The 25341-nt window shown below is 70.3% G+C and carries 21 protein-coding genes; 7 read left to right on the top strand and 14 right to left on the bottom strand.

The window, feature by feature from the left end:
* Window positions 1-25: 25 nt before the first annotated feature.
* Window positions 26-592 (bottom strand): hypothetical protein, encoded by a 567-nt coding sequence (locus Pta02_RS30405; RefSeq protein WP_203878416.1) that lies wholly within the window; start codon window positions 590-592, stop codon window positions 26-28.
* Between the two features lie 90 nt (window positions 593-682).
* Between Pta02_RS30405 and Pta02_RS30400 the strand changes: the two genes are divergently transcribed.
* Entirely contained in the window at window positions 683-1231 is a 549-nt protein-coding gene (locus tag Pta02_RS30400) for a PadR family transcriptional regulator (RefSeq protein WP_203878415.1), read from the top strand.
* A gap of 77 nt (window positions 1232-1308) precedes the next feature.
* Here the strand turns inward: Pta02_RS30400 and Pta02_RS30395 are convergent, their stop codons facing one another.
* On the bottom strand, window positions 1309-2202 hold the full coding sequence (locus tag Pta02_RS30395; protein ID WP_203878414.1) for a serine/threonine-protein kinase: 894 nt from the start codon (window positions 2200-2202) through the stop codon (window positions 1309-1311).
* A gap of 25 nt (window positions 2203-2227) precedes the next feature.
* Window positions 2228-4165: an N-6 DNA methylase gene (locus Pta02_RS30390; protein WP_203878413.1), complete on the bottom strand. Its 1938-nt coding sequence runs from the start codon at window positions 4163-4165 to the stop codon at window positions 2228-2230.
* An 84-nt stretch (window positions 4166-4249) separates the two neighbouring features.
* On the opposite strand from Pta02_RS30390, the gene Pta02_RS30385 reads away from it, so the two are divergent.
* On the top strand, window positions 4250-5047 hold the full coding sequence (locus Pta02_RS30385; RefSeq protein ID WP_203878412.1) for a PP2C family protein-serine/threonine phosphatase: 798 nt from the start codon (window positions 4250-4252) through the stop codon (window positions 5045-5047).
* A 40-nt stretch (window positions 5048-5087) separates the two neighbouring features.
* Here the strand turns inward: Pta02_RS30385 and Pta02_RS30380 are convergent, their stop codons facing one another.
* The 4 genes from Pta02_RS30380 to Pta02_RS30365 form a co-directional block, all read right to left on the bottom strand.
* Window positions 5088-10016: a DNA repair ATPase gene (locus Pta02_RS30380; RefSeq protein ID WP_203878411.1), complete on the bottom strand. Its 4929-nt coding sequence runs from the start codon at window positions 10014-10016 to the stop codon at window positions 5088-5090.
* Window positions 10017-10024: 8 nt separating this feature from the next.
* The gene (locus Pta02_RS30375; protein ID WP_239131342.1) at window positions 10025-12208 is read right to left on the bottom strand and encodes a flotillin family protein; all 2184 of its coding nucleotides are present in this window, start codon (window positions 12206-12208) and stop codon (window positions 10025-10027) included.
* Between the two features lie 11 nt (window positions 12209-12219).
* Window positions 12220-12834 (bottom strand): hypothetical protein, encoded by a 615-nt coding sequence (locus tag Pta02_RS30370; RefSeq protein WP_203878410.1) that lies wholly within the window; start codon window positions 12832-12834, stop codon window positions 12220-12222.
* Between the two features lie 396 nt (window positions 12835-13230).
* Window positions 13231-13998: a PP2C family protein-serine/threonine phosphatase gene (locus tag Pta02_RS30365; protein ID WP_203878409.1), complete on the bottom strand. Its 768-nt coding sequence runs from the start codon at window positions 13996-13998 to the stop codon at window positions 13231-13233.
* 238 nt (window positions 13999-14236) lie between these two features.
* Between Pta02_RS30365 and Pta02_RS30360 the strand changes: the two genes are divergently transcribed.
* Complete coding sequence (locus tag Pta02_RS30360) at window positions 14237-15820, top strand: peptide chain release factor 3 (RefSeq protein ID WP_203878408.1); 1584 nt, start codon at window positions 14237-14239, stop codon at window positions 15818-15820.
* Between the two features lie 142 nt (window positions 15821-15962).
* On the top strand, window positions 15963-16943 hold the full coding sequence (locus tag Pta02_RS30355) for a Gfo/Idh/MocA family protein (RefSeq protein ID WP_239131341.1): 981 nt from the start codon (window positions 15963-15965) through the stop codon (window positions 16941-16943).
* A 559-nt stretch (window positions 16944-17502) separates the two neighbouring features.
* Here Pta02_RS30355 and Pta02_RS30350 read toward each other — a convergent pair.
* Together Pta02_RS30350 and Pta02_RS30345 are read right to left on the bottom strand one after the other, a co-directional pair.
* Window positions 17503-17850 (bottom strand): winged helix-turn-helix domain-containing protein, encoded by a 348-nt coding sequence (locus Pta02_RS30350; RefSeq protein WP_203878406.1) that lies wholly within the window; start codon window positions 17848-17850, stop codon window positions 17503-17505.
* A complete protein-coding gene (locus tag Pta02_RS30345) occupies window positions 17850-18323 on the bottom strand; it encodes a hypothetical protein (protein ID WP_203878405.1) in 474 nt (157 codons plus the stop codon). The genes Pta02_RS30350 and Pta02_RS30345 overlap by 1 nt, the downstream gene beginning before the upstream one ends.
* A 177-nt stretch (window positions 18324-18500) precedes the next feature.
* On the opposite strand from Pta02_RS30345, the gene Pta02_RS30340 reads away from it, so the two are divergent.
* Complete coding sequence (locus Pta02_RS30340; protein ID WP_203878404.1) at window positions 18501-19565, top strand: M12 family metallopeptidase; 1065 nt, start codon at window positions 18501-18503, stop codon at window positions 19563-19565.
* 1 nt (window position 19566) lies between these two features.
* Here the strand turns inward: Pta02_RS30340 and Pta02_RS30335 are convergent, their stop codons facing one another.
* Both Pta02_RS30335 and Pta02_RS30330 read right to left on the bottom strand, forming a co-directional pair.
* Window positions 19567-20283, bottom strand: a complete 717-nt coding sequence (locus Pta02_RS30335) for a pentapeptide repeat-containing protein (RefSeq protein WP_203878403.1) — start codon at window positions 20281-20283, stop codon at window positions 19567-19569.
* A gap of 27 nt (window positions 20284-20310) precedes the next feature.
* Window positions 20311-20919: a hypothetical protein gene (locus Pta02_RS30330; protein WP_203878402.1), complete on the bottom strand. Its 609-nt coding sequence runs from the start codon at window positions 20917-20919 to the stop codon at window positions 20311-20313.
* A 168-nt stretch (window positions 20920-21087) separates the two neighbouring features.
* Between Pta02_RS30330 and Pta02_RS30325 the strand changes: the two genes are divergently transcribed.
* Window positions 21088-22938 carry a S1 family peptidase gene (locus Pta02_RS30325; RefSeq protein WP_203878401.1) on the top strand — a complete coding sequence of 617 codons (1851 nt, stop codon included), beginning with the start codon at window positions 21088-21090 and terminating at the stop codon, window positions 22936-22938.
* 75 nt (window positions 22939-23013) lie between these two features.
* Here Pta02_RS30325 and Pta02_RS30320 read toward each other — a convergent pair whose 3' ends face one another.
* From Pta02_RS30320 to Pta02_RS30310, 3 genes are all read right to left on the bottom strand, one after another.
* A complete protein-coding gene (locus tag Pta02_RS30320; RefSeq protein ID WP_203878400.1) occupies window positions 23014-23232 on the bottom strand; it encodes a DUF397 domain-containing protein in 219 nt (72 codons plus the stop codon).
* A gap of 142 nt (window positions 23233-23374) precedes the next feature.
* Window positions 23375-23578 carry a DUF397 domain-containing protein gene (locus Pta02_RS30315; RefSeq protein WP_203878399.1) on the bottom strand — a complete coding sequence of 68 codons (204 nt, stop codon included), beginning with the start codon at window positions 23576-23578 and terminating at the stop codon, window positions 23375-23377.
* A gap of 59 nt (window positions 23579-23637) precedes the next feature.
* The gene (locus tag Pta02_RS30310) at window positions 23638-24501 is read right to left on the bottom strand and encodes a helix-turn-helix domain-containing protein (RefSeq protein ID WP_203878398.1); all 864 of its coding nucleotides are present in this window, start codon (window positions 24499-24501) and stop codon (window positions 23638-23640) included.
* Window positions 24502-24951: 450 nt separating this feature from the next.
* Here Pta02_RS30310 and Pta02_RS30305 point away from each other — a divergent pair, with 450 nt between their 5' ends.
* Window positions 24952-25251 carry a hypothetical protein gene (locus tag Pta02_RS30305; protein WP_203878397.1) on the top strand — a complete coding sequence of 100 codons (300 nt, stop codon included), beginning with the start codon at window positions 24952-24954 and terminating at the stop codon, window positions 25249-25251.
* The last annotated feature ends 90 nt before the right edge of the window (window positions 25252-25341 follow it).

The raw sequence follows: 25341 nt of genomic DNA, 5'->3' as shown, positions 1-25341 counted from the left end.
GACGGGTGTGACGGACGGACGGGGATCAGGCGGCGAGGCGCTGCGCCCTGGCGGCCACGAGCTTGGGGTAGCGGGCGGTGAACAGGGCGGGGGCCACGAAGGTGACGACCTTGACGGTGATGACGGCGGCCGTGGCGTGCGGGTTCTGGCTGATCAGCACGGCCAGCCCGGCCGCGGCGACGGTGAAGCTCGCGGCCCACACGCCGGTGATGACGGCGTTCACCCGGTAGAACATCGGCGACTCCCACACCTTCGGGTCGGCCATCCGGCGGGCGATGCCCAGGGTGAAGGGCCGGCCGATGGCCAGTGAACCCCAGGCGGTGGCGGCGAGCCAGACGTTGACGAGGGCCGGGCCGTACGGGGTGAGGGGGGAGTCGGGAGCGGCGTAGGAGAACACGGCCGACAGCGCGAAGAAGACCGCCCCGCTGGTCTCGATCACCATCTCGTCCCAGGCCTTGTGCGACCGGCGGTCGATCACGATCACTGCCAGGGCGATCACGAGTCCGGCCAGGGCTCCGTAGCGCCAGTTGTCTCCGGTGGCGATGATCCCGTACACGATCCACGGAAGAAAACCGGCAAAGCTCTGAACCACGATCGGCTCCTCATGACGTTCCTGTAGTGACATGTCAAAACTAGAACCTCCTGTTGTGACATGTCAATCCTGGAATATAGAATCGCCGCCATGAGCCTCCGCCACGCACTGCTCGGCCTGTTGTCCCAGGGTTCCGCCAGCGGCTACGACCTGCTGAAGATCTTCGAGATCTCCCTCGCCAACGTCTGGCCCGCCACCCAGAGCCAGCTCTACGGCGAGCTCGGCCGCCTCGCGGACGCCGGGCTGATCGAGGTCGTCGCCGAGGGGCCCAGGGGGCGCAAGGCCTACGGGCCGACCGAGGCGGGCATGGCCGAGCTGCGCCACTGGCTGGTCGAGGTCCCGCCGGAGCAGTTGCGCCGCAGCGACATGCTGCTGAGGGTGTTCTTCCTCGGCGCGGTCGGCGCCGAGCAGGCCCGCGCCTACCTGAAGGAACAGGGTGCCGTCGCGACCCGCTCCCACGAGCACCTCGAGACGATCCGCCCGATAGTCGCCGACGACGATCACGATCTTTCGGTCTACGGGCGCATCGCCCTGGAGTGGGGGCTGCGCTTCACCCGCATGCAGCAGGAGTGGGCCGAGTGGGCCGCCCGGGAGATCGAGGCCCACACCTCCCGCACGCCGTCCGGGACCGGCGTGTGAGAGCGCCACCGGGCGGGACCGGCGCGTGAGGACGGCGCCGGCCGGGACCGGCGCGTGGAGGAGGGCGGCGGGCCGGGTCAGGCCAGGACCCGGCCGACCACGCGGGCGTACATCCGGCCGGGGCTGGACACCGACGGCGGGGTGAGGAAGCCGGGCAGCATGGGCAGGTCGACGGCGAAGGCCTGGAGGCGGTCGTACAGGACGTCGACGTCGGCCGGTCTCCTGTCGGGGTCCTTCTCCAGCAGTTCGGCCAGGAGCCGGTCCAGCTCCGCGGGGATCCCCGGGACCGGCGGCGGGCGCTCCTTGACCTGGCGCTCGAAGACGGCGTACTCGGTGGGGCCGGTGAACAGCTGCCTGCCCGTCAGCATCTCGTGGATCACGCAGCCCAGGGCGTACAGGTCGCTGCGCGGGCCGGCCAGGCCGCGCTGGATCTGCTCGGGGGCCATGTAGGACGGGGTGCCCAGGATCTGGCCGACCCGGGTGAAGCTGGTGGAGTCGGTCTCCCGGAGCATGGCGAGGCCGAAGTCCAGGACCTTGACGCTGCCGTCGGGGCAGAGCATCAGGTTGGTCGGCTTGAGGTCGCGGTGATAGATGGACAGCGCGTGGGCGGCCGACAGCACCGCGCAGGCCTGGGCGGCGATCGCGGCGGCCCACGGGACGGGCAGCGGGCCGTGCTCGCTGACCAGGTCGGCCACGGTGACGCCCTCGATGAACTGCATCACCTGGAACAGCCGCTGCTCGAAGGCGCCGAAGTCGTACAGGACGGGGGCGCCGGGGTGCTCCAGCCTGGCCAGGATCCTGGCCTCCCGCAGGAAGCGCCGCTCCAGCTCGGCGTCCGGCCCGGGAAGCAGGCGCAGGAACTTGACGGCGACCCTGCGGTCGAGGTGCTTGTCGTGACCGGCGTAGACGGCGCCCATCCCGCCCTGTCCCAGAGGGAGGTCGTCGAGAATGTAGCGGTCGCCGATGACCATCGACCCTCCCATGGACCTGCGGGCACTACACCCCTTGGCCACACGGCCTCAGATGGCCGTCGACCAGTCCATCAAAGCCTAGCCGGATCAACGTCTTCCCCAGTGCCGCCGTCTCACGCAATCGATCTTCCAGGGCGGCCAGTTCGCGGAAGGCGACGCCGTAGCGCCGCTGCTCGGCCAGCGGCAGCACCGGCACCCGGGCCCGGCGCACGTCGAGCCGGCTGGAGCTGGGGTGCACGCGGGAGGAGTCGGCGGAGCGCAGGAAGCCCGCCAGGAAGTACGGGTCGAGCCGGGCCGGGTCCACCCGGTAGAGCGTGAGCTGCGGCCCGAGCGCCGTGCCCGGCAGCTCGACCACCCGCACCGCTCCCAGGGCGGTGGTCACCACGTCGCCGGCCTCGACCATGACCAGGCCCGGATCGAGCAGGGTCCCGCCGGAGGGGGCCGTACCCGCGGCGACGTCGTCGGCGGTCAGCACCGGGACCGTGCCCTCGTCGGCGGTCATCTTGGCGGGGGCCTGCAGGATGGTCACCAGGCCCGCCTTGACCAGATCGCCGATCGTCGTGGTCGGCAGCTCCTGCCGCTCGGCGAGCATCTCCAGCGCCGGGGGCGCCTCGGGCAGTGGGGCCGAGGCCTCCCTGAAGCGGTGGAGCGCGTCGCTGAAGTCGCGGACGAAGTCGACCCCGCCCTGCGGCGGGCGGTGCCGCCCCGGCGCGAGGTCCACCTCGTCGTCGAGCAGGTCGATGATGCGCACCGTGCGGGCCCCCGGCGGCTCGGCCTCGGGGTCGGCCGTGTAGGCGCGCCAGGCGGGCTCCACGATCGACAGGTCCTCGGCGGCGTCCACGATCAGCAGCCGCGAGGAGGGCCGCTCGCCGTTGGGACGGCGCAGCACCCACAGGTCCGGTCCGCCGGGGGCCAGGGCGATCACGGCCCGCAGCGCCCCCGCCCGCAGCAGGTTGCCGCGGATCCGCTTGCCGGGGCGGCGGCTGGCCGCGGCGGACGGCATCAGGACGGCCACCAGGCCGCCGGGCCTGACGTGGGACAGGCAGTGCTGCACCCAGGCCAGCTCCGGCTCGCCGCGGGGCGGCAGGCCGTACTCCCAGCGGGGGTCGCCGGCCAGCTCCTCGTAGCCCCAGGCCCGCTCGTTGAACGGCGGGTCGCAGACCACCGCGTCGGCCAGCTCGCCGGCCAGCCCGTCCTCGCGGAGCGAGTCGCCGGCCACCACCCGGGCCCGCGTCCCGCGCAGCAGCAGCCGTACCGCGGTCAGCAGGGCGTTGGTCTCGTTGATCTCCTGGCCGAGCGGGCCGGCCGCGTGCAGCAGGAGGGTGCCGACCCCGCAGGCCGGGTCGAGCACGGTGCCCCCGCCGGGATCGACCAGCCGCGCCATGAGGGCGGCGACGTCGTCCCTGGTGACGGAGAGCTGCCGGGAGTGCGCCTCGACATAGCGTGCGCACAGGAACTCGAACGCCGCCAGGGGCCCGTTCTCCGTGGCCAGCCGGGCGGTGAGCCGCAGCAGGGCGGGGTCGTCGTCCGGGGCGAGGCCGGGCGAGCCGGGCAGGTCGGCCGTGGCGGCCGCCACCGGCCCGGCCAGGGCCGTGACGGCCGTGATGTCGTAGTCGCCGGCGCGCAGGCGCGCGCCGTGCCTGCGCCAGCCCGCGGGGTCGCGCTGCAGGAACAGCAGGAAGGCCCCGATCCGGCCGACCAGCTCGCCCAGGCGCAGGTCGTCGACCGTGGTGCGCATCCGCTGCCAGACCAGGTCGCCCAGGGAGACCTCGAAGGACTTGCCGTTGCCGCGCAGCCACGCGGTGACCTCGGACAGGGAGAAAAGCGGGCTGGAGGCGGTTCCTCCGATCGGCTGGGGGAAGTCCTCGTGACGACGGCGCCAGTTGCTCACCGCGGCTCGGCCGACGTCGGCGAACCGGGCGATGTCGCCCGCGTTCACGGTGATCTCCTGACTCTCCTCCATACTCAGCCACAGTAGTTGACTGTGCTGAAACGGTCTACAGCATCTTTGCTTGTGAAGTGCTTCAACCAGTGCTTTACTGCCTTCATGGCACAAAACGAAGGACTGGCACTGCGCTACGCCGCCCGCTCCGACGTCGGCGTCCGCCGCGAGGCGAACGAGGACTCGGGCTATGCGAGTACGCGCCTGCTCGCCATCGCCGACGGCATGGGAGGCCACGCCGGCGGCGAGGTCGCCAGCTCGATCGCCGTGAACGCCATAGCGGCGCTGGACGACACTCTGCCGTCCGACGTCGACGATCTGAAGGCGGCGCTCAAGTCCGTCGCCAAGGACGTCAACCACATGATCCGCGAGATGAGCGAGCAGGAGCCCGCGCTGCGCGGCATGGGCACCACGCTCACCGCGATGTTGTGGGACGGCGACATGTTCGCCCTGGCGCACGTCGGCGACTCCCGTGCCTACATGCTGCGCGACGGCGCGCTGTACCAGATCACCCATGACCACACCCTGGTGCAGTCGCTCGTCGACGACGGGCGCATCACCCCCGAGCAGGCGGCCGAGCACCCGCGCCGGTCGATGGTCCTGCGGGTGCTGGAGGGCACCGGGGACGGCGAGCTCGACCTGACCCTGCGCGAGGCCCAGGCCGGAGACCGCTATCTCATCTGCTCCGACGGCCTGACCGCCGTGGTCGGCCCGGAGACCCTCTTCAACACCCTGAGCGAGATCGAGGACCCCGACGAGGCCGTGCGCTGGCTCATCGACCTGGCCAACCGGGGCGGCGGGCCCGACAACATCACCTGCGTCGTGGCCGACTTCGGCGCCCACCCCGGCTCCGGAGAGCGGCTCGTCGTGGGCGCCGCGACCGAGCGCAAGCTCACCACCTGAGGCTCCCCGGGCGCCCGGGGCACCCGGGGAGCCGCCGGGCTCACCGCTCGGCCGACAGGCGGTCGGCGGCCTGCCCGATGGCGGTGCTGACGCGGTCGGCGAGCAGGCCGACCGCGCCGACGGCCCGGGTCATCGGATCGTCGTCGGCGCCGCCGAGGCTCTGGGACCGCATGTAGGCGGCCTTCACCTCGGCCCACCGCCCGGCCTGCCCGGGGGTGAGCCTGCCGCGCAGCTCGGCCAGCTTGAGCAGGTTGGCCTCGGCGCCGGAGGTGAGGGTCTGGGCCTCGCCGAGATAGTGGTCGTCGATGACGGCCTCCAGCTCCCCGTCGTTCATCACCGGGACGATCCTGGCCGCGAGCTTGTTCATGTTCCGGTAGGAACCCTGCAGCTGGAACGGCGGTTCGGTCCTGGAGGCGTCGGCCTGGGCGGCCGAGGCGATGTAGGCCCTGTTGACCTCCAGCACCACCTTCTGGACGTGCAGCAGCTTGCGCAGGACCGCCAGGACCTGCTCCAGCTCGACCGGGGAGTAGGGGTGGGAGAGCCGGTCGGCGCGGACGGCGGGGTCGTTCTGCGCCAGCCGTACCAGCAGGCGGACGTCGCCGCGGTCGCGGGAGGCCAGCGGGGCGAGGACAGGGTTGGAGGTGAGCGCGTTGTCCACGTAGCTCAGCGCGAACAGCTCGTCCCTGCCCGACAGGACGTCACCGAGGTTCCAGACGTCGGCCCGGTTGGCCAGCATGTCCGGGATGCGGAAACGCCCGCCGGACTCGGTGTACGGGTTGCCCGCCATGCAGACCGCGAAGCGCTTGCCGCGCAGGTCGTAGGTGCGGCTGCGGCCCTCCCAGACGCCCTCCATGCGGCGCTGGGCGTCGCACAGCGAGATGAACTTCTGCAGCAGCTCCGGTGAGGTGTGCTGGATGTCGTCGAGGTACAGCAGGACGTTGGAGCCCATCTCCAGCGCGAAGTTGATCTTCTCGACCTCCTGGCGCGCGGTCGCGTCCGGGGCGTCGGCCGGGTCCACCGAGGTGACGTGGCCGAGCGCGGGGCCGTTCACCTTGACGAAGACCAGGCCCAGGCGGTCGGCGACGTACTCCATCAGCGTCGTCTTGCCGTACCCCGGCGGCGAGATGAGCAGCAGCATGCCCATCTGGTCGGTCCGCTTGGCGTCACCGGCCGCGCCGAGCTGCTTGGCCAGGTTGTCGCCGATGAGCGGGAGGTAGACCTCGTCCAGCAGCTGGTTGCGGACGAAGGCGCTCATCACCTTCGGCCGGTACTCCTCCAGGCGCAGGCGCTCACGCTCGGCGGCGACCAGGGCGTCGCGCCGCCGCAGGTAGGCCCGGTAGGCCGGGACGCGGCGGGTCCTGAAGTCCCGGGTCCTGGCGAGGAACTCCTCCAGCCGCAGCGCGAGGGCGCGCCCGGTCAGGCGCGGGTGCGTGCCGAGCAGGCCCTCGACGGTCGCGGTCAGCGCCGCCGAGGAGTCGTGACGGGGCAGCGCGCACAGCAGTACGGCCACCGCCTCCGGCAGCTCGGCGGAGCGCTCGAAGGCCTCCAGCCACGCCCAGGCCAGCCGGTACCGGCCCGGCAGGTCGTCCTCCAGGGCCCGCAGGTCGTCCTCGAACTCCTTGCGCGAGGTGCCCAGCGCCCGCTCGAACCGGTCGAGCAGGTTCCTGGCCCCGGCGCTCGTCACGAACCCGGGCGGCCCGCCGGCCAACTCCTCGAACAGGTACTCCCCGGCGAGGGCGACGTCGTCCCCGCCGTCAGGATCGACGGGTACGGCGAGCGAGGACACGAAGGACCCGACGGCGCCGGACAGGGTGCGGCAGATCTCCTCCACCGCCTCCACGTGCCCGAACAGGGCGCGCGCCCGGGCCAGCGACGCCGCCTTCGTGCTCCATGCGGCGCGGGCGGCCTCGTCGGTCCCGTGCGCCCAGAACAGCTGGGCGGCCGCGCGGGCCGAGGGGGGATAGCGCAGCAGGCCCGCCCCCGTGTGCAGGCGCAGCAGGACGTCGAGGACCAGCGTGGCGTCGTGGTCGTGCACGCCGCGCTCGTACCCCTCGTCGTAGCGGCTCTCCGCCACCCGGCGGACGATCGCCGCCAGCTCCCCCTCGGCCACCGCGGCCTCGTGGAGCGCGTCCAGCGAGATCACCTGCTCGCCCAGGACCGGGGTCCCGGCCTCGGCGGCCGACAGGATCAGCGCGGCCAGGTGCTCGGCGCGGTAGACCTCGGGCGACTCCGAGGCCAGCAGCTGGTTCCACAGGGGCCGGGTCTCGGCGAAGGCCGGGTCCCGGACGGGGGAGCGGTAGTCGGTGCCGGTGACGGCGAAGGCCATCCCGTCGCCGTGCGGGACCAGCGTCAGGTCGGCGGACTGGGTGGTGACCGCGAACCGGTGCCGGCCCAGCCGGATCGTCTCGCCGCCGTCGGCGTACAGGTCGAGCCGGTCGCGAAGAGCCCGCCCGGCCTCCTGGCGGGCCGACTTGACCCGGCCCTCCAGTTCCTCGGCGCGGACCTGGTCGCCCAGGTCGCGCAGTTCCCCGGCCACGGCGTGCAGCTTGGCCACCATCGGGTCCGCGGCGAAGTAGGTGTTGACCTCGTCGAGCGAGCCGAACGAGGCCAGCCTCCTGCGCACGCTCGACAGGATGCGGTCGGCCGATCCGGCCAGCCGGTCGGCCCGGCGGGCCCGCTCGTCCATCAGGGCCTGCCGGCGCGAGGAGAACGCCTCGTAGACGTCCTCCCGCTTGGAGCCGAGCCGGGCGAGGAAGTCGTCGAACTCGGAGAAGCGCGACTCCAGCGTCTCCAGCTGGAGCATCAGCCGGCCGAGCTGCTCCTCGCACCGCTCGGGGGTGTCGGCCATCGCCAGGGCCCCGGTGATCGCCTGTCCCAGCAGGGCGAACTCGGCGGCGAAGGCGGCCCGTCCCTCCGAGCCCAGCAGCTCGCGCCGCCGCGCCTCCAGGGCGGCGCGGGCCCGGTTGACCCCGCCGAGCACCTCGCCGATCCGCTCCAGGATCGCGGTGCGCACGGTCGCGTCGGCGATGTCGAGCGTGCCGACCACCTCGATCACCACCTCCAGGCCCTGAGCCTGGCCGGCCAGCCGCTCGCCGACCGGGCCCGCCTCGGCCGTGGTCGCGATCGCCTCCGCCCCGGCGGCCAGCCGCTCCACCTCCTCGTGGTAGGCGGCGAAGGCCCCGTCCCCGCTGAGGAAGGCCACCGCCCGCTGCGCGACCCCCGCGAGCTCGGCCTCCAGCTCGGCGTCGAGCCGGCCGATGCGGCCGGGGTCGGCGTAACGCAGCTCGCGCAGGGTCACCAGGTGCCCCCGCGCCCGGCGGAGATCGGCGAGCAGGGTCACCCACTCCCGGGCGGAGCGGGGCGCCTCGGCCCGCGCCCGCCGTACGAGGGCTGCCACGTCCCCCGCGGCCTCCTCCAGGGCGGCCTCGGCCTGGGCGGTGAGCGAGCGGACGTTCTCGAACTCGTCGAGCACCTGCTCGGCCGTGGCCCGGACGTCGGCCACCGGCCCGCGCAGCTCGTGGTCGCCGAGCCAGTGGTAGTGGTCGAACACGCGGGTGCAGGCCGCGATCAGCGCCTCGAAGACGCCCGCCGACGGCGCCATCTCCTCGATCATGCGGGCCACCGACAGGCAGTCGGAGATCCCGCGCACCAGCTCGGCGTTGCCGATCCGCTCCAGCGGGCCGGTCCCGACCGGCTGGGCGGCGGCGTACAGGTCGGAGGTGAACGGCGTCTGCCACACCTGCATCGGGTGGACCCGGGTGGGCTCCTCCGAGACGGCCCGGAAGACCACCATCGTCCCGTCGTCGAACAGCGAGTACCCGTGGCAGGGGATCGGCGTGGCCACCTGCTTGCGGATCACGTTGTACGGCAGCAGCAGCGAGCGGCCCTCGGCGCGGGCGTGGAAGACGTAGAGCACGTCCTCACCGTTGGCCGAGCGGATGACCCGCTCGAACTCCAGGTCGGTGACGTCGGTGTCGAAGGTCTTGCCCACGCCGGTGGACAGGTGGTAGCCGCCGGGGAAGATGATCCCCTGGTCCTCGGGGAGCCGCTGGCAGGCCTGGCCGATGCCGTCCAGCCGCACCACGTCCCTGGTCCGGGTGTTGAAGACCAGGTGCCGCCACTCGGTCTCGTTGTAGGGCCGGATGCGCAGCAGGATCAGCGGGCCGACCCTGGCGTGCAGGACGTCGGCGTCGGCCAGGCTCTGCAGCGGCTCGTCCACCGGCTCGCGGTAGACGCCCTCACCGGTCTCGGTGTTGTTCTCGATCTTGATGGTGAGGTCGCCGCCGACGGTCTCGACGAACACCTCGCCCTGGATCGAGATGTGCGGGTGGCGGCCGAGCACGTGGTCGTCGCGGGTGGCCGGGGTCCACTCGAAGTCGTGGGACGGCGGGAACACGTGGTCGCGCTCGCCCCGGTCGTCGACGTAGGACAGCGAGCCGTCCGCGCCGACCTGCCAGCGCAGCACCCGGATGTCGCTCGGGCCGGTCCGGAAGACGGCCAGCATCTTGCCCTCGACCCGGCGCAGCTGCGTCAGCCGGGTCTCGCGGTAGTAGCGGTAGAGCTCGGCGAAGTCCCGCTCGAAGCGCGGGTCCTTCGGCACCGGTCCGGGGTCGAACCGGAAGGCTTCGCCGTCCCGGGTGAAGCGGTGCGCGGAGAAGACGTCGTCGATCGTCGTCTCCGGCTTCAGGCCGATGAACACGTTGTAGCCGAACAACATGAGCCCGCCGATGGAGACGATGTCGCGCGGCACGCAGTTGTTCTCGGTGCGGATCCGCTCGGTGCCGACCAGGCGCAGCTCGGTCCCGCCGAAGACCTCCAGGCGGCGGGCGTTGAGCGCCTCGGCCCGCCGGGCCAGCTCCGCCGCCTGCTCGGCGAGCCGGGCGCGGAGCACCTCGTAGGTGCCCGCGTCCAGCGCCGTGGTCTCAGCGGTCCCCGGGACCCCCGGGGTCGTGCCTTCGGTGACGGTCACGTCCGCGGTCACTCCTGGACCGTGTCGATGACGGGGCCGCCGTTACCGGCGGGGCCGGTGACGGTCGTGGCGGTCACGGCCGCCACGGCCGGGGGCACCGTGGTCGTCACGGTGGCCTTCGGCGCGGTCCCCGCGGACGCCCCGGTGCCCAGCAGCTCGCGCAGCCGCTGCCCGTCGGCACCGTTCTCGCCCATCAGCTTGACCAGCAGCGCCGACAGCGACAGGTCCCGCACGTCACCGGCGCCCAGCGAGCCCAGGGCCCGCGTCAGGTCGGCGGGCAGGCTCTGCGACCCGTCCAGGTACGGCCCGGCGAGCGTGCGGGCGACGTCGGAGCTGTCGACGAAGCCGTCCACGCTCTTGCCCAGCGTGACGGAGCCGACCAGCTTGTCGAGGAACACGCTGTCGCCGCCGACGATGTCGATGTTGGCCTTCTCCAGGCCGGCCGCGAGCACCATGGCCTGCGCCTCGGCCACCTTGACCTGGGAGGTGACGCCGGCGAGCCGGATCTCCTTCTCCGCCTCCAGCCGCAGGCGGTACTCCTCGTGGACGCGGCTCGCGTCGTCCAGGGCCGCCATCGCCGCCGCCTTCTCGGTCAGACCCTCGGCCTCGGCCTTGAGCTTCTCGCCGACCATCGCGGCCGCGGCCAGCGCCTTCTCCCGCTCGCCCTCGGCCTCGGCCTTGAGCTTCTCGCGCACCGCGGTGGCGACGGCGTGCGCCCGGGCCTGCTCGCCCTCGGCGGCGGCCAGCGCCTTCTCGCGCTCGACGGCGGCCTCGGCCCGGCCCACCTTCTCGATCGCGGCGGCGTTGCGCTCGGCCACCTGCACCTCGGCCAGGCCGGTCGCGGCGGCCTCGGCCTGCACGCCCTCGGCCAGCCGGATCTTGGCGCGGGCGTCGAGCTCGGCGGCCTGCTGGCGCGACTCGGCCAGCACCAGCGCCTCGCGCGCCCTGTACTTGGACGCGGCCTCGGCGGCCTCGGCGGCCTTGATGTCCTTGACCAGGTTCTCCTGGGCCTCGGCCTCGGCCTGGATGATCACGGCCTGGCGGGTCCGCTCGGCCTCCTCGACCACCCGCAGGCGCTTGATGCTCTCCTCCTGCTCGGCGACGGTCTTCTCGACCGCGATCCGCTCGCGGACCACCTCGGCGATCGAGCGCTTCTCGCCCTCGACCTCCTTGTCCTTGGAGATGCGCGACAGCTCGGTCTCGCGCTCGCGGGCGATGACCTCCAGCATCCGGTCCTTCTCGATGCGCTCGGTCTCGATGGCGATGACCCGCTCGCGGTTCTTGGCCGCCACGGCGATCTCGCGAGCCTGGTTCTCATGCTGGATGCCGAGCTGCTCCTGGGTGCGCAGGTCGGCGGCGTGAGCCTTGAGCCGCTCCTCGGCCTGGACCCGGGCGATCTCCGCCTCCTCGCGGGCCCGCATGGTCTCGACCTCGCGCTTCTGCTTGATCTCCGCGTCGGCCTGGCGGCGCTCCAGTTCGAGGATCGCCTCGCGGGCGTCCACGTTCTGGCGGGTGATCTCCTTCTCCTCCTGGCGCTGGAACTCGTTGGTCCGCACGTGCTCGATCGCGGTCAGCTCGGTGATCTTGCGGATGCCCTGGGCGTCGAGGATGTTGTTCTTGTCCAGGGAGAGCAGCGAGGTCTGCTCCAGATAGTCGATCGCCGCGTCCTCCAGGCTGTAGCCGTTCAGGTCGGTGCCGATGACCTGGATGATCTGGTCGCGGAAGTGGTCGCGCTGGGTGTAGAGGTCGACGAAGTCGAGCTGCTTGCCGACGGTCTTGAGCGCCTCGGAGAACTTGGCGTTGAACAGCTCCTGCAGCGTGTCCTGGTCGCTGGCCCGGGCGGTGCCGATGGCCTGGGCGACCTTCACCACGTCCTCGACGGTCTTGTTGACCCGGACGAAAAAGGTGATCTTGATGTCCGCGCGGATGTTGTCCCGGCAGATCAGGCCCTCGCGGCCGGAGCGCTCGATCTCGATGGTCTTCACCGAGATGTCCATGACCTCGGCCTTGTGGAGCACGGGCAGCACGATCGCCCCGGTGAAGGTGACGTCCACCTTGTTGACCTTCGAGACGATGAGCGCCTTGCCCTGCTCCACCTTGTGGAACAGCCGGCTGATCATGAATATCAGCCCGATCGCGACGAGCAGGACCACGGCGAGCAGCACGCCGAGGCCGGTGGAGATGACGTCCATGGAGCCCCTCGTTAAATAGGACGATCAGGATCGAGTTCCGCGTCGTAGGGCATCACCCAGAAGAATTCGCCGGCGTCGTCGTAGGCGAAGATCAGGGCGGTGCCGCCGGCGAGGAAGGTCTCGTCGCCGGTCTGCCGGACTTGGATGAGAGCGGACGAGCCGTCGGCGGCGGTGGCCTCGGCCTGGCCGAAGTCCCGCGAGACCCGGCCGGTCCGGATGACGCACGTACGGCCCACGAAGTCGGCGCGGGAGGGGACGCGCTCCTTCGGGACGGTGCGCCGCAGCGGCAGCACCACGAGACGGGTGCCGAGCCAGGCGCAGGCGAGCGCTGCGGCCAGCACGGCGGTCAGGGCGGGGGTACCGCTGACCAGGGTGGAACCCGCGAGGCTGACGAACCACGCGATGACGATCAGCAGCGAGACGGTCACGCTGACCGGAACCCCGCCGAGCCCGAGCCCGGCCAGGACTCCGGCGAACCCCGTCACCTCGGTGGCGTCGACCGCCTCGTCACCGTCGAGCCCGGCCACCCCGATGAGGACGAGCACCCAGTAGGCGACGACCACGACGAGGAGAAAGCTGAACAGGACGGTGGGAAAGGCCAGTGCGGCGTCGACGAACCGGGTCATCGGCGTGCGGGATCCCCCTGTGAAGTGACGAAGAGCGCTTCCCCCGAAGCGTGTGCCTGACTATATAGAGATAAAGCGGGAGTAAAGCGGATAGTTCCCGAAATTCGAAAAAAGCGTGATTGCCGAGCAGGGGGAGGCCGGGGGCGTCGGGGGCCGGGAGGACTTCCGCCGGGATCGCGGGGACGTGCTTCCGGCGGGGGGTTCCGGGGAGGTCAGGTGGCAGTGATCATGTAGGCGAGACCCACCAGGATGACGACGGGGATGAGCCACACGATCGCCTCGATGGCGAATTCCTTGTACATGACGGCGTCCTTCCGGAGCGGTGATCGACAAGGGGCACGGATCACCGACGATAGCGGCTGACCAGCGCTCCGGCCAGGATTGAGCGGCAGCCGCTCAGGAGGGGTCGGCCGAGCCGACGACCACGGGGGTGTCCTGGGCGGGGCCGGGGGTGTCGACCACGTCGGCCACGACGCAGGTGATGTTGTCCGGGCCGCCGCCCTCGCAGGCGAGCTCGATGAGCCTGCCGGCCACGTCGCCGAGGTCGTCGACCGTGGCGAGCACGTGGCGGAGCTGGTCGGCCTCGACCACGCCGGACAGGCCGTCCGAGCACAGCAGGTAGCGGTCGCCCACCTCGGCGTCCCGCAGCGACAGGTCGATCTCGATGTTGTCGCTGCCGTCCAGGACCTGGAGCAGGATCGAGCGGTGCGGATGCCGGGCGGCCTCCTCGGCGGTGATCCGGCCGTCGTCCATCAGGGTCTGCACCAGCGTGTGGTCGTAGGTGATCTGGTAGAGATCACCGTTGCGGAGCAGATAGGCGCGCGAGTCGCCGATGTGGGCCAGGGCCACCCGGGGGCCGTCCCAGAGCATCAGCGTCAGGGTGGTGCCCATGCCGGTGAGGCTCGGGTCCTGCTCGATCAGCTCGCGCAGGCGCTGGTTGGCGCGGCGGACCGCGCCCTCGGCGGCGGCGACCAGGTCGGCGGGGCACTCGTGGTCCAGCGGTGCGATCGCGGCGACCGCCGCCGAGCTGGCGACCTCGCCGCCGACGTGCCCGCCCATCCCGTCGGCGATGGCGAGTAGCCGGGCGCCGGCATACGCCGCGTCCTCGTTGCCCTGGCGGACTTTGCCCACGTCGGAACCCGCCGCGTAGCGGAGTGTGATCATCTGCACTCCACTGTAACCCACACCACTGGAACATCGAGTTGCACGAGCGAGTCGCTTTCGGACAGTCGATACGGACACGGTCGAACCGAGATCTTCCAACGATCCACTGTGCGCCGTGGTGGCGCAAGCGGCCTGAGAAAGTGTTGCCACATCAATTGACGGTCGTGGTGCCGCGTAAGCTGTTGCGGCACCCATGACACTACTCGGACACGCTCCGTGACACGCGAGGAGAACGAGAATGACCGCGATCGCGCAGGAGGCGGCGCGGCGCCGCACGTTCGCGGTGATCAGCCATCCCGACGCGGGCAAGTCCACGATGACCGAGGCGCTGGCGTTGCACGCCTCCGCGATCACCGAGGCCGGCGCCGTGCACGGCAAGGCCGGCCGGCGCGGCGTGACCTCCGACTGGATGGACATGGAGAAGGCCCGCGGCATCTCCATCACCTCCGCCGCCCTGCGCTTCGAGTACCGCGGGCACATGTTCAACCTCGTCGACACGCCCGGCCACGCCGACTTCTCCGAGGACACCTACCGGGTGCTGGCCGCCGTCGACTGCGCGGTCATGCTGCTGGACGCCGCCAAGGGCATGGAGCCGCAGACCCTGAAGCTGTTCGAGGTCTGTCGCCACCGCCGCATCCCGGTCATCACGTTCGTCAACAAGTGGGACCGTCCCGGCCGCGAGGCGCTGGAACTGCTGGACGAGATCGAGGAGCGGACCGGTCTGCGGCCCACCCCGATCACCTGGCCGATCGGCACCGGCGGCTTCTTCCACGGCGTGATCGACCGGATCGCCGACCAGGCCGTCCGCTACACCCGGACCCCGGGCGGCGCGACCAAGGCCATCGAGACCGCGCTGACCCCCGAGCAGGCCCTCGCCGAGATCGGCCAGGACTGGGAGCGGGCCGCCGAGGAGGTCGACCTCCTCACGGAGATCGGCGCCGACCACGACCAGAAGGCGTTCGAGGCCCACGAGTCGACCCCGGTGCTGTTCGGCGCCGCCCTGTCCAACTTCGGCGTCGGCCGCCTGCTGGACGCCATGGTGGACATCGCCCCGTCGCCCGCGCCCCGTCCCGACGTGAACGACGACCCGCGCCCGCTGGAGGAGCCGTTCTCCGGCCTGGTCTTCAAGGTCCAGGCCAACATGGACCCCTCGCACCGCGACCGCATCGCCTTCGTCCGGGTCTGCTCCGGCCGGTTCGAGCGCGGCATGGTGCTGACGCACGCCGCGACCGGACGCCCCTTCGCGACCAAGTACGCCCAGTCGGTCTTCGGCCAGGAACGCGCCACGATCGACGAGGCGTTCCCCGGGGACGTGGTCGGCCTGGTCAACGCCACGGCCCTGCGCCCCGGCGACACCCTCTACGACGGCCGGCCGGTCGAGTTCCCGAAGATCCCGAGCTTCGCGCCCGAGCACTTCTGGACCGCCCGGGTCCGCGACTCCAGCCGGTCCAAGCAGTTCCGCAAGGGCATCGAGCAGATGGAGGGGGAGGGCGTCGTCCAGGTGCTCCGCTCCGAGATCCGCGGTGACCAGTCGCCGGTGCTCGCGGCGGTCGGCCCGATGCAGTTCGACGTGGTCAAGCACCGGCTGGCGGGGGAGTTCAACACCGAGATCGCCATGGACCGCCTCGACTTCGGCATCGCCCGCCTCACCGACGCCGAGTCCGCGCTGATCCTGGCCCGCCAGCGCGGCGTCGAGGTCTTCACCCGGACGCTCGACGGTGCGCTGCTGGCGCTGTTCACCGACGAGTGGCGGATGCGCGGCGTCCTGCGGGACCACCCGAACCTGACGCTGAACGCCCTGCTGGCCGACACCCGCGCCTGAGGCTCCCCGCCGCCGGCCGTACGGCTCGCTTCCCGGAAGGCTTTCCGCAGGGCCGTACGGCTGCCGCCGGTGCTCGTGAGGTGGGGTGATTCGCCGTGGGAGCGTTCCCATGGAGTGGCTGGGCATGGTGAGATATGTCCTTATGAGCACGATTAAGTGGGGCATCCTGGCGACCGGCGGCATCGCCGCGACCTTCACCGAGGACCTGAAGCTGCTGCCGGACGCCGAGGTGGTCGCCGTGGGGTCCCGGTCGGCCGAGACGGCCAAGGCCTTCGCCGACCGCTACGGCATCCCCCGCGCCCACGGCAGCTGGGCCGATCTGGCCGCCGACCCGGACGTGGACATCGTCTACGTCGCCAACACCCAGAACGCCCACTACGACGCGGTGACGACCTGCCTCGACGCCGGCAAGGCCGTACTCTGCGAGAAGGCCTTCACGCTCAACCGGGCCCAGGCCGCCGAACTGGTGGACCTCGCCCGGGAGCGCGGGCTCTTCCTGATGGAGGCCATGTGGATGCGGTGCAACCCCGCGATCCGCAAGATCGTCTCACTGGTCGGCGAGGGCGTGCTCGGCCCGGTGAACACCGTGCACGCCGACTTCGGGATCTCCGTCTCCGTCGGCCCCGGCCACCGGCTGCGCGACCCGGAGCTGGGCGGCGGCGCCCTGCTCGACCTGGGCGTCTATCCGGTGTCGTTCGCCCACATGATCCTCGGCGCGCCGGAGAAGGTGCAGTCGTGGGCCCGGATCACACCCGAGGGTGTGGACGAGAACACCGGCATGCTGCTCGGCTATCCAGGGGGCGCGGCCGCGATGCTCTCCTGCGGGATCACGACCCACAGCCCGGTCACCGCGTCGATCTCCGGCCCGCTCGGCCGCATCGAACTCCCGCACCTGTTCTTCCGCCCCGACACCTTCACCCTGTACCTCGCGGACGCCGAGCCCGAGAGGTTCCATGTCCCCTACGAGGGCAACGGCATGAACCACGAGGCGGCCGAGGCGATGCGCTGCCTGCGCGAGGGCCTGCTCGAAAGCCCGCTCGTGCCGTGGCAGTCGACTCTTGACGTGATGGGCATCATGGACGAGGTCCGCGCCCAGATCGGGGTCCGCTTCCCCGGCGAGTGAGTGCCGGTACGGCGGGTCGGCGCCGGGTTGGCGCCGGTACGGCTTCGGCCTGCCGGCGCCGGACTTCGCCACCTCGCCCCGGTCCCGCTGCTGCCGCCCTCTTCCGCTGGTGCATGCGTGCGACCCCTCATGGCGCCGGTACGGCGGGACGGTGGGCGGCGGTTTTCGGCGCTTTTGTGTGGCGGGTGAGGTGGGGTGGCGGGGACGGGGTGTTTCACTACCGGGGCGGGGACATTCGGGGCGCTGTGCGGGCGGGTGTTCCGGCCGGCCGTCTCAGCGGGGCTCTGGTGCATTCAGGCCTCCGGCCTGCCCGGGCGCGCGGGGTGCGGTCCTTTCATACGCCGGCCTGCACACCCGCCCGCTCCGCGCCCGTCTCTGCTCCGCCGTACCCCTGACCCGCCGTAGTGGCGGGCTTTTCCCGGACGCCCAGGGCACGCTGGGTGGCTGAAGCAATCGGTGGCGGGGCCGTTCGGGGCGGGCCGCCGTAGCTGAAGCCCACGGCGCGGGAAGGGGCGCAGGGCTGGGCGCCGTAGGTGGTGGTGCTGGGGGGCGTGCGGGGTCAGGCCCGGGGGTTGGGGATCAGGTCCTGGCTGTCCCGGGCGGGTTGTTCCGCCGCGGTTTTGGCGAGTGCGACGATGCGTTCCAGGGCCGCGGCGTGTTGCTGGAAGGCGTCCCGCCCCGTGGGGGTGAGCTGCACGGAGGTACGGCGGGCCCGCTTGTCCTGTCCCTTGCGCACCTCGACGTATCCGGCGGCGGCCAGCGCCGAGACCTGTTTGGACAGGGCCGAGTCGCTGGTGCCGATCGAGTCCCTGAGGAAGGCGAAGTCGACCCAGTCGGCAGGTGCCAGGAGCGCGACGATCGACAGCCGGGCGGGAACGTGCAGGAACTCATTGAAAAGTGGATCCATCAGGCGCGCCCGCCACTCTGGTGGATCAGCTTCCTCAGGGCTCGGCGGGCCAGGGGGGTGAGCGCGACATAGGTCACGGTCGCCGCGGCGCCGGCGACCGTGCCCGGGGACAGCAGCCCGTGCGCCGGTACGTCGAACAGGGAGAAGGCCGCGGCCCGGACGACGAAGAAGACGACCAGGAGGGCGACGCACAGCGCCACCCAGACCCCCGCCTCCCAGAGGGTGGGCCTCCTGTAGACGGAGTTCCCGTACGAACACCTGATCCAGACGCCCATGTACAGGCCGAGCCCGGCCAGGAGCGTGACGGTGTCCCACGGGTGGGGGAGATCGGTCGACATGAGCGTGGCGAAGAGCCCGAGCGCCGAGAGGAGCACGTGGGGCAGCGGGAAGAGCTGACGGACGATCTCCTCACGGGTGATGTCCTGGAAGCTGCGGATGGTGTCGAGCGCGAGCTGGGCGTCGCGAGAGTTCATGTGCCCTCCCTGTCTTCTACTTTCCTATGAGGAAAGTAGCACCTTCTTTCCTCATGGGAAAGTAGAAGGCCGAGGGTTCCGATCCCGCGGGGATCACCCGCCGGGGATGAGGCGGCGCCCGGTCGTCCGGAGGGGAATGGGAGCGGATCGGCCGCGGGGAAACGCAGAGGAGTGACCATGACCGGCACCGGAGACACGACACCTCGGACCGCTCTGCCGTACTGCTCCCAGCCCGTGCGGCCGGAGATCCCGCTGAGTCCGGACCTCAGCTTCGAGCGGCAGAGGGCGATCCTGCTGAACCGCACCAAGTGGGTGAACGGCACCGTCCTGCACTACTTCTTCTTCGCCGACGGGGACTGGAGCGCCGACCGGCGGCAGAGCGACCGGGTCCGCCAGGCGTTCGGGACGTGGAAGGAACTCGGGATCGGGCTGGAGTTCAAGGAGGTCGACTCCGCGTCCGAGGCCGAGATCAGGATCGGGTTCGCCCAGGACGACGGCTCGTGGTCCTATGTCGGCCGGGACGTGCTGGACATCGGGATCCAGGAGCGGACCATGAACTTCGGCTGGGACCTGACCGACGAGTACGGCATGGCCACCGCGCTCCACGAGATCGGCCACACCCTCGGCTTCGCCCACGAGCACCAGAACCCGTTCGCGGGCATCGTCTGGGACGAGGAGGCGGTGTACCGCTATCTCGGGGGGCCGCCCAACAACTGGCCCCGGCAGACCACGTTCCACAACGTGCTGCGCAAGCTGTCGCCGCAGGAGGTCTCCGGATCCACCTGGGACCCCGACTCGATCATGGAGTACGGCTTCCCCGCGGACCTGATCCTCCAGCCGGAGGAGTACCGGGCGGGGATCAGGCCGTCGCTGCGGCTGTCCGCGCTCGACAGGGAGTACGTCCTGCGGTGGTATCCGCCGCTGGAGGACGACAAGGCCCGGCAGCTGAGCCCGTTCCAGTCCGCTCCGCTGAGCCTGAGGTCCGGAGAGCAGGAGAACTTCGAGATCAGGCCGGAGGAGACCCGGAGATACCGGCTGGGCGCGTTCGGGGACAGCGACACCGTGCTGGTGGTCTTCGAGGACGTCGACGGTGAGCTGCGCTATCTCGCGGGCGACGACGACAGCGGTCAGGACCGCAACAGCACCCTGGAGTTCAACCTCCGCAAGGGCCACCGCTACGTGGCCAGGATCAGGCTCTACTCGGCCTGGAGCTCAGGGAACACCGCGATCATGCTCTGGTGACTCAGTCCTCGATGGTGATGCCCATGGCTCCGGCGAGGCTGTAGACCAGCCCCTGGGCGTCGCGGCTCTTGATGATGACACCCCTGAGGCTGGTCACCCCGTTGATGCGCAACAGCGTGCAGTCGGCGAACCGGGCTCCCTCCATCCGGGCACCGGAGAACTGGGCGCCGGTCAGGTCGCAGTGCTCGAAGCGGACCCCGCGCAGGTCGGCGTTCTGGAAGTTGGCCTCCGGCATCGCGCAGTCGCGGAAGACGGCGTTCTTGAAGGTCGAGAACCGGAAGCCCGCCAGGTCGGCCCGGCAGCCGTCGAAGACCACGTCCCTGAACGAGCACTCGGACCAGCTCATGCCGGTCAGCCGGCTGGCGGAGACCCGGGCGCGGTGCATCGTCGAAGCCCTGACCGTCATGTTCGACAGGTCGCAGCGTTCCAGCTCGACGTCGGACAGGCTCGCCCGGCGCATCGCCGCACCGGAGAACCCCGTGTCGAGCAGGCGGCAGCCCTTGATGTCGAGCCCGTCCGCGTGGCGGTCCGACAGGTCGGCGCTCCTGAACTCGGCGGACCGGTACGCGGTGTCGTCGTCGAGATCGTGCCGGGGGACCTCCGCGGGGGTGAGGGCGGCGGGGACCTTCGGAGCGACCGGGTCCTTCGGGGCTGCCGGGGCTTTCGACCGGGCGGAGCGGGTTCCGGAGGAGCCGGTTCCGGAGGGGCGGGAGGGCATGGCGGGGAGCCTAGTCGGCGGGCCGGGTCAGACGCGCTGCCAGTCGTGGCGGTCGAGGAAGTCGCACTCGCCGGTGGCGTACTCGGTGAAGGCGTCCTGCACGGCCTCCAGATCCGGGACGTGGGTGCGGAACATCTCATTCCGGACGCTGTCCTTGTACTCCAGCTCGTAGCCGCCCGTCTCCGGGGACGACTGGATGAAGTGCCGGCCGAAGACGACCAGCGCGGTGAAGGGGTTCTGCGGGGACATCGTGGCGAGCGCGTCGTCGACGAGCTGGAGGTCGGGGTCGACCAGGATCATGCCGTCGCCGGTGTGCATCTGCATGCCCGGGTAGGCGCCGACGGGCTCGAGGTTGTGCACCAGGCGGCGCTGCGGGTCGTAGCAGACCAGCCCGCACGCGCGGGCCAGGCGGAAGGCCGCGCCCGCCACCTCGTCCGAGCGCTCCAGTTCGACGGTGACGAGAGCGTACTCGGGGGAGATCTGCTCGGCCTCGGCCAGCTGACCGGCGAACGCCGCCACCCCGGGATGCGCCCCGGCGGATGCGGGCTCCCCCCGGCGCAGCGCCCGGAAGACGTTCTCGGCGTACTCCTTGGTGATCGGCTTGGGCTCGTGCCATACGGCCAGTTCGAAACTCACCCGTCCATCGTCCTACAGGGTGCGCCGGCACCGGAAAACGACTCGGGAAACCGGCCCTGAGCTGGGACTTCACCGAGTTACAAGTGGGGGTTAAGCGCGGCTCGGCAGACTTCCGCCATCAGCCGTCCCGGTGCAAGGAAAGGGGCGGGCAACGACGGGGTGGCAGAAGTGAGCGGAAATTCGACGCGGCGGATGGCCGTGGTGGCGGCGCTGGCCATGACGGGGGCGCTGGGATCACTCGGCGCGGCCGTGGCCGAGACCGATCCGGCCCCGGCGGCGACGCGAATCGCCGCTCAGGCGAACCCCGCCGTGCAGCTGATCGAGACGACCTACTCGGGCCGGATCACGGTGCCCAGCGCCGCCCCCAAGAAGGCGTTCACGGCCCTGCACAAGCAGGCGCAGGAACAGGCCCGCAAGGGACGGATCCCCTCCGACCAGCTCAGCATCGCCAAGTGGGCCTTCGGCAAGGTCGCCGCCGACCCCGGCAAGTACATCGGCGCCGCCGAGCCGCAGCGCACCGACGACGTCACGTTCACCGGGACCTGCACCGGCTGGTGGATCACCCCGGACGGCCACATGATCACCGCCGGGCACTGCGTCCAGAGCGCGCCGGCCGACGTGCAGGCCGGCTTCGCGACGTACGGCCTGGCCGACGTCACGGAGAAGGACGTCAAGGCCGAGCTGAAGGCCCTGATGGGCGCGGTCGAGCCGGACAAGGAGCTCACGGAGCTGGTCACCAAGATCTACGACACCTTCAACACCCGGAACCTCGAGGTCACGGATGTGAAGGTCGGCTACAGCGTGGTCCTGCCCCTGCCGGGCGGGGGCATGAACGCGACCTCCACCCGCCTGCCGATCGAGCTCGTCGCGGCGGACGGCACCGGCGGCCCGGGCAAGGACGTCGCCCTGCTCAAGCTCGCCGACGCCCGCAACCTGCCCACCGTGCCCCTCGGCGTCGACGGCGACGTGCGGGTCGGCAACAGCCTCTACGCGGTCGGCTTCCCCGGCACGATCAACCGTGACACGGGCCTGACCGAGAAGTCCCGGCTGTACCCGGCGATCACCGAGGGCGTCTACAGCGCGCGGCGCGAGACCACCCGGAACGTCCCCTACATCCAGGCGCAGACGCCCATCTACGGCGGCAACTCCGGTGGCCCGGTCTTCAACGCCGAGGGCAAGGTCATCGCGCTCGTCTCGGCCACCTACCTCAACGAGAGCGGCACCGACCGGCAGGAGAACCAGAGCGTGTTCTTCCCCGTCGGCCAGATCAACGACTTCCTGACGGCCCAGGGGGTCACCCCCCAGGAGTCGCAGACCACCCGGATCTACAACGCCGCGCTGAACGACTTCTTCGCCGACCGCCACAGCGCCGCGCTGGCGGGCTTCAAGGAGACGCTGCGCCTGTATCCGCTGCACCCGTACGCCGCCGGATACATCGCCGAGGCCCAGGAGGCCATCGCCGCCGGCCGCGACACCGCCCCGGGGGCCACCCCGACCGCCGGCACCGGCGACGCCACCCCTTCTGCTTCGGCCTCGGCGGTCCCGGACGCGAGCGCCTCCGCCAACCCGGCCGTCGATGCCGGAACCGAGTCGTCGGCCCCCGCCACCGAGCCCTCGATCGAGGCCGAGCCGGTCTCCACCGAGAAGAGCCTGCTGAAGAACCCGATGACGCTCGGCATCTTCGGCGCCGCCCTGCTTGCGCTCTTCCTGTCCGGCGGCCTGCTGATGGCCCGAAACCGCCGCTTCCGCCGCCGCCAGGCCGCCCTCGCCGCGCCCTTCCCGTCCGCCGCTCAGGGTTTCGGAACGCCTGCCGTCCCGTTCGGCCCCGGTGCCCCGCAGGGTCCTGCCGCTCCTGTGGCGCCGTACCCCGGCACCCCCTCGGCCCCGTACGCCGGCTCCCCGTCGGCCACGCCCCCGCCGCCGTCCCCGTACGGCACGCCGGTCCCCCCGCCGAACAACTACGGAACCCCCGTCCCGCCCCAGTCCGGCTGGAACCCCCCGCCCCCCGGCCGCAACTGACCCCCGGCGGACCGGCGTCACGGGCCGGTCGCCATATGAAAAGGTCCGGGCCGATCATCATGATCGGCCCGGACCTCACGCGTTGGAAGAACCTCCCAGCTTCTCGCTGGTGAAGTCACCTATGTTCGCCACGAGTTCATCCCACTCGTCGACACGGAAGACGACCACGGGCCCGTTCTCCCCGTCGGCGCTGTTACGCAGCGCGATCCACTCGCCTTCTCGGGCTACTTGAGGGCACTGGCCATTGTTGCAGAGGGTGTGCCAAAAGGATCCCTGAAAGGTGGGGCGTTGCATGATGCGCTTCCTCCCGCAGGGTCGACAGCCTCATCGAAGGCACGCCAACAGAAGATTAACGCACCGCGCAGTCATGGCGGTATGCAAGCGGCTGGTGTGAGTCAGGTGGCTGATGTGCTGATTGAAGTCTCAAAAAAGACTGTCAATATCCTTGCTTGACGTCGTTGATGAAGTCTTGCCACTGTTCGCGTGTGAACTGAAGGACTGGACCGTTCGGTTCCTTGTTGTCGCGCATTCCGACCAGCCCTCCGGGAAGTTTGGCGACTTCTATGCATTGACCGCCGTTGCACTTGCTCGAGATGCGCCACTCGATCTCCGGCTGATCGGAATATTCGGCAGACTTCATTGTCATGCTCATTGTCCTCTCTGTGGTGTCGCCCATAATCCCCGCACAATGTCACTGTGTCACCCGGAGTATGATGCGCAGATCTCTGAAATAAGCGCGATCGATCCCCTGGGGTTCAGGGCTGTGGCGCGCAGATGCTCTATTGCTTCCCTGTAGGGCTGCGTGTCGGAATCCTTTTCAAGGTAGCTGTTGTTGACAAGTCCCTCGATGTACACCGTGTCAAGAATTGACTGGTTGGGGAACTTGAAAAGCACAAAAGAGTTGTCCAGTCCCATGTACGAACCCGCCGTGAATGGTATTACCTGGATCGTGACATTGGGTAGGTCGCCGATTTCGATGATACGCTCGAGCTGCCGGCGCATTATCTGATCGTCGCCCACTCTTCGGCGGAGTGCAGCCTCGTCGGTCACTGCCCAATATTGGGGGGCGTCGTTTCTCAGGAGAAGTTCCTGGCGCTTCATTCGAAACTCCAGCCTGCTCTCGAGAACTTCCTGCGCCATTCTCGGAAGCATTCCGCGTATAAGCGCATGAGCGTAGTCGCGGGTCTGCAGAAGTCCGGGCAGGTATGAGGTCTGGAACTCGGTGATCGAGGCGGCTGCCGACTCCAGGTCGATATAGGTACGGAACGTACTTTCGACAGCGGTAAGGCCGGAGTTCTCGAGTAGTCCGGGCTGTTTGGCCTCGCGCGCCATCTGCATCAGTTCGTCGATCTCGGCCTGCTGGGTGACCCCGTAGATCTGGCACAGGTCGCGAACGTCCCGGAGGCTCACTCCCCGCTGTGCCGTTTCCAGACGGCTGATCTTGGTGGTCGAGCAGAGCAGCCGGTTGGCCACGTCCTCGATGTTCATCCCCGATTGGAGGCGCAGTTCGCGCAGGCGGGCGGCGAGCTGACGGCGACGAAGGGTGGGGCTGGACCCAGCCATGATCGTTCACCTTGCCTTCGAGTACGGCCTAGCTGCGCGTAGACGGCATGTTCGAACGGCAGGTTCGATTGGCAGTTGCCAGCCGCTGCCGCACACCTTATCCCCGGGAGGGCAGGGAAGGTCCACCTTCTATGCAAACACGTAACCATCGCTTGTCTACGTCATTCGACACACGAACCCAAAGCGGATGGGCGGTTACCTATCGGATTGGGTGTCCCTTACCGGCAATCGCCAAGAGCATGTTCGATTGGCACTTGCCAATGGCGCTTTCCAGGCGCACTCTACATCTAGAGGCAGTCTAGCGTCGGACTGACGATAAGGGGGCTGTCGTCGAGGTGACGATAAGGAAGCGGAGGGGGCGCGAACGCGAGCTGGACCGATGTTCGCGGCATCGGTCCAGCTGAAGAGGGATCACCAGCTGCTGGTCACAGGCGAAAGGAGCAACCCCTCATGCGGCATGGTAACAACATCACGAATCAAAGCAAGAGCTACTCCCACCTGCGCGAACTCGTCCAGGAGTGCATCGGGGGCCTCCTGGACCGGGCTTTCGCCGAGGACGACGCCCGCGCGAGAAGGCAGGGGTGGCAGATCATCCGCAAGGGGACGCGGAGGATCTACCGGGATCCCCGGTTCGACGCCCTGCAGGAGTGCGTCCCGTGCTGGGGCGAGGGCGTCACCGCCGACGAGAGGCAGTGCTCGTCATGCGGGGGCACCGGGCGGATAAACCTACTGCTGAGGCAGGCCCGATGAAGGGCACGGAGACGGTACGCGTACATGCGAAGGCCGGTGCGGGCACGCGTGTGAAGGCCGGTGCGGGCACGCGTGTGAAGGCCGGTGCGC

This window comes from Paraplanobispora takensis (genome assembly GCF_016863195.1).
GTDB classification, from domain to species: domain Bacteria; phylum Actinomycetota; class Actinomycetes; order Streptosporangiales; family Streptosporangiaceae; genus Planobispora; species Planobispora takensis.
The sequence above is the reverse complement of the archived record's forward strand: the minus strand, read 5'-3'. Positions and strand labels throughout refer to the sequence as shown.

Excerpts from the sequence above, each read along its gene's own strand:
- Pta02_RS30400 (WP_203878415.1), top strand. The coding sequence starts at position 683 with ATGAGCCTCCGCCACGCACTGCTCGGCCTGTTGTCCCAGGGTTCCGCC.
- Pta02_RS30390 (WP_203878413.1), bottom strand. The coding sequence starts at position 4,165 with ATGGAGGAGAGTCAGGAGATCACCGTGAACGCGGGCGACATCGCCCGG.
- Pta02_RS30395 (WP_203878414.1), bottom strand. The coding sequence starts at position 2,202 with ATGGTCATCGGCGACCGCTACATTCTCGACGACCTCCCTCTGGGACAG.
- Pta02_RS30350 (WP_203878406.1), bottom strand. The coding sequence starts at position 17,850 with ATGGATCCACTTTTCAATGAGTTCCTGCACGTTCCCGCCCGGCTGTCG.
- Pta02_RS30305 (WP_203878397.1), top strand. The coding sequence starts at position 24,952 with ATGCGGCATGGTAACAACATCACGAATCAAAGCAAGAGCTACTCCCAC.
- Pta02_RS30315 (WP_203878399.1), bottom strand. The coding sequence starts at position 23,578 with ATGAAGTCTGCCGAATATTCCGATCAGCCGGAGATCGAGTGGCGCATC.
- Pta02_RS30340 (WP_203878404.1), top strand. The coding sequence starts at position 18,501 with ATGACCGGCACCGGAGACACGACACCTCGGACCGCTCTGCCGTACTGC.
- Pta02_RS30370 (WP_203878410.1), bottom strand. The coding sequence starts at position 12,834 with ATGACCCGGTTCGTCGACGCCGCACTGGCCTTTCCCACCGTCCTGTTC.
- Pta02_RS30385 (WP_203878412.1), top strand. The coding sequence starts at position 4,250 with ATGGCACAAAACGAAGGACTGGCACTGCGCTACGCCGCCCGCTCCGAC.
- Pta02_RS30345 (WP_203878405.1), bottom strand. The coding sequence starts at position 18,323 with ATGAACTCTCGCGACGCCCAGCTCGCGCTCGACACCATCCGCAGCTTC.
- Pta02_RS30365 (WP_203878409.1), bottom strand. The coding sequence starts at position 13,998 with ATGATCACACTCCGCTACGCGGCGGGTTCCGACGTGGGCAAAGTCCGC.
- Pta02_RS30375 (WP_239131342.1), bottom strand. The coding sequence starts at position 12,208 with ATGGACGTCATCTCCACCGGCCTCGGCGTGCTGCTCGCCGTGGTCCTG.
- Pta02_RS30335 (WP_203878403.1), bottom strand. The coding sequence starts at position 20,283 with ATGCCCTCCCGCCCCTCCGGAACCGGCTCCTCCGGAACCCGCTCCGCC.
- Pta02_RS30360 (WP_203878408.1), top strand. The coding sequence starts at position 14,237 with ATGACCGCGATCGCGCAGGAGGCGGCGCGGCGCCGCACGTTCGCGGTG.
- Pta02_RS30320 (WP_203878400.1), bottom strand. The coding sequence starts at position 23,232 with ATGCAACGCCCCACCTTTCAGGGATCCTTTTGGCACACCCTCTGCAAC.
- Pta02_RS30355 (WP_239131341.1), top strand. The coding sequence starts at position 15,963 with ATGAGCACGATTAAGTGGGGCATCCTGGCGACCGGCGGCATCGCCGCG.
- Pta02_RS30310 (WP_203878398.1), bottom strand. The coding sequence starts at position 24,501 with ATGGCTGGGTCCAGCCCCACCCTTCGTCGCCGTCAGCTCGCCGCCCGC.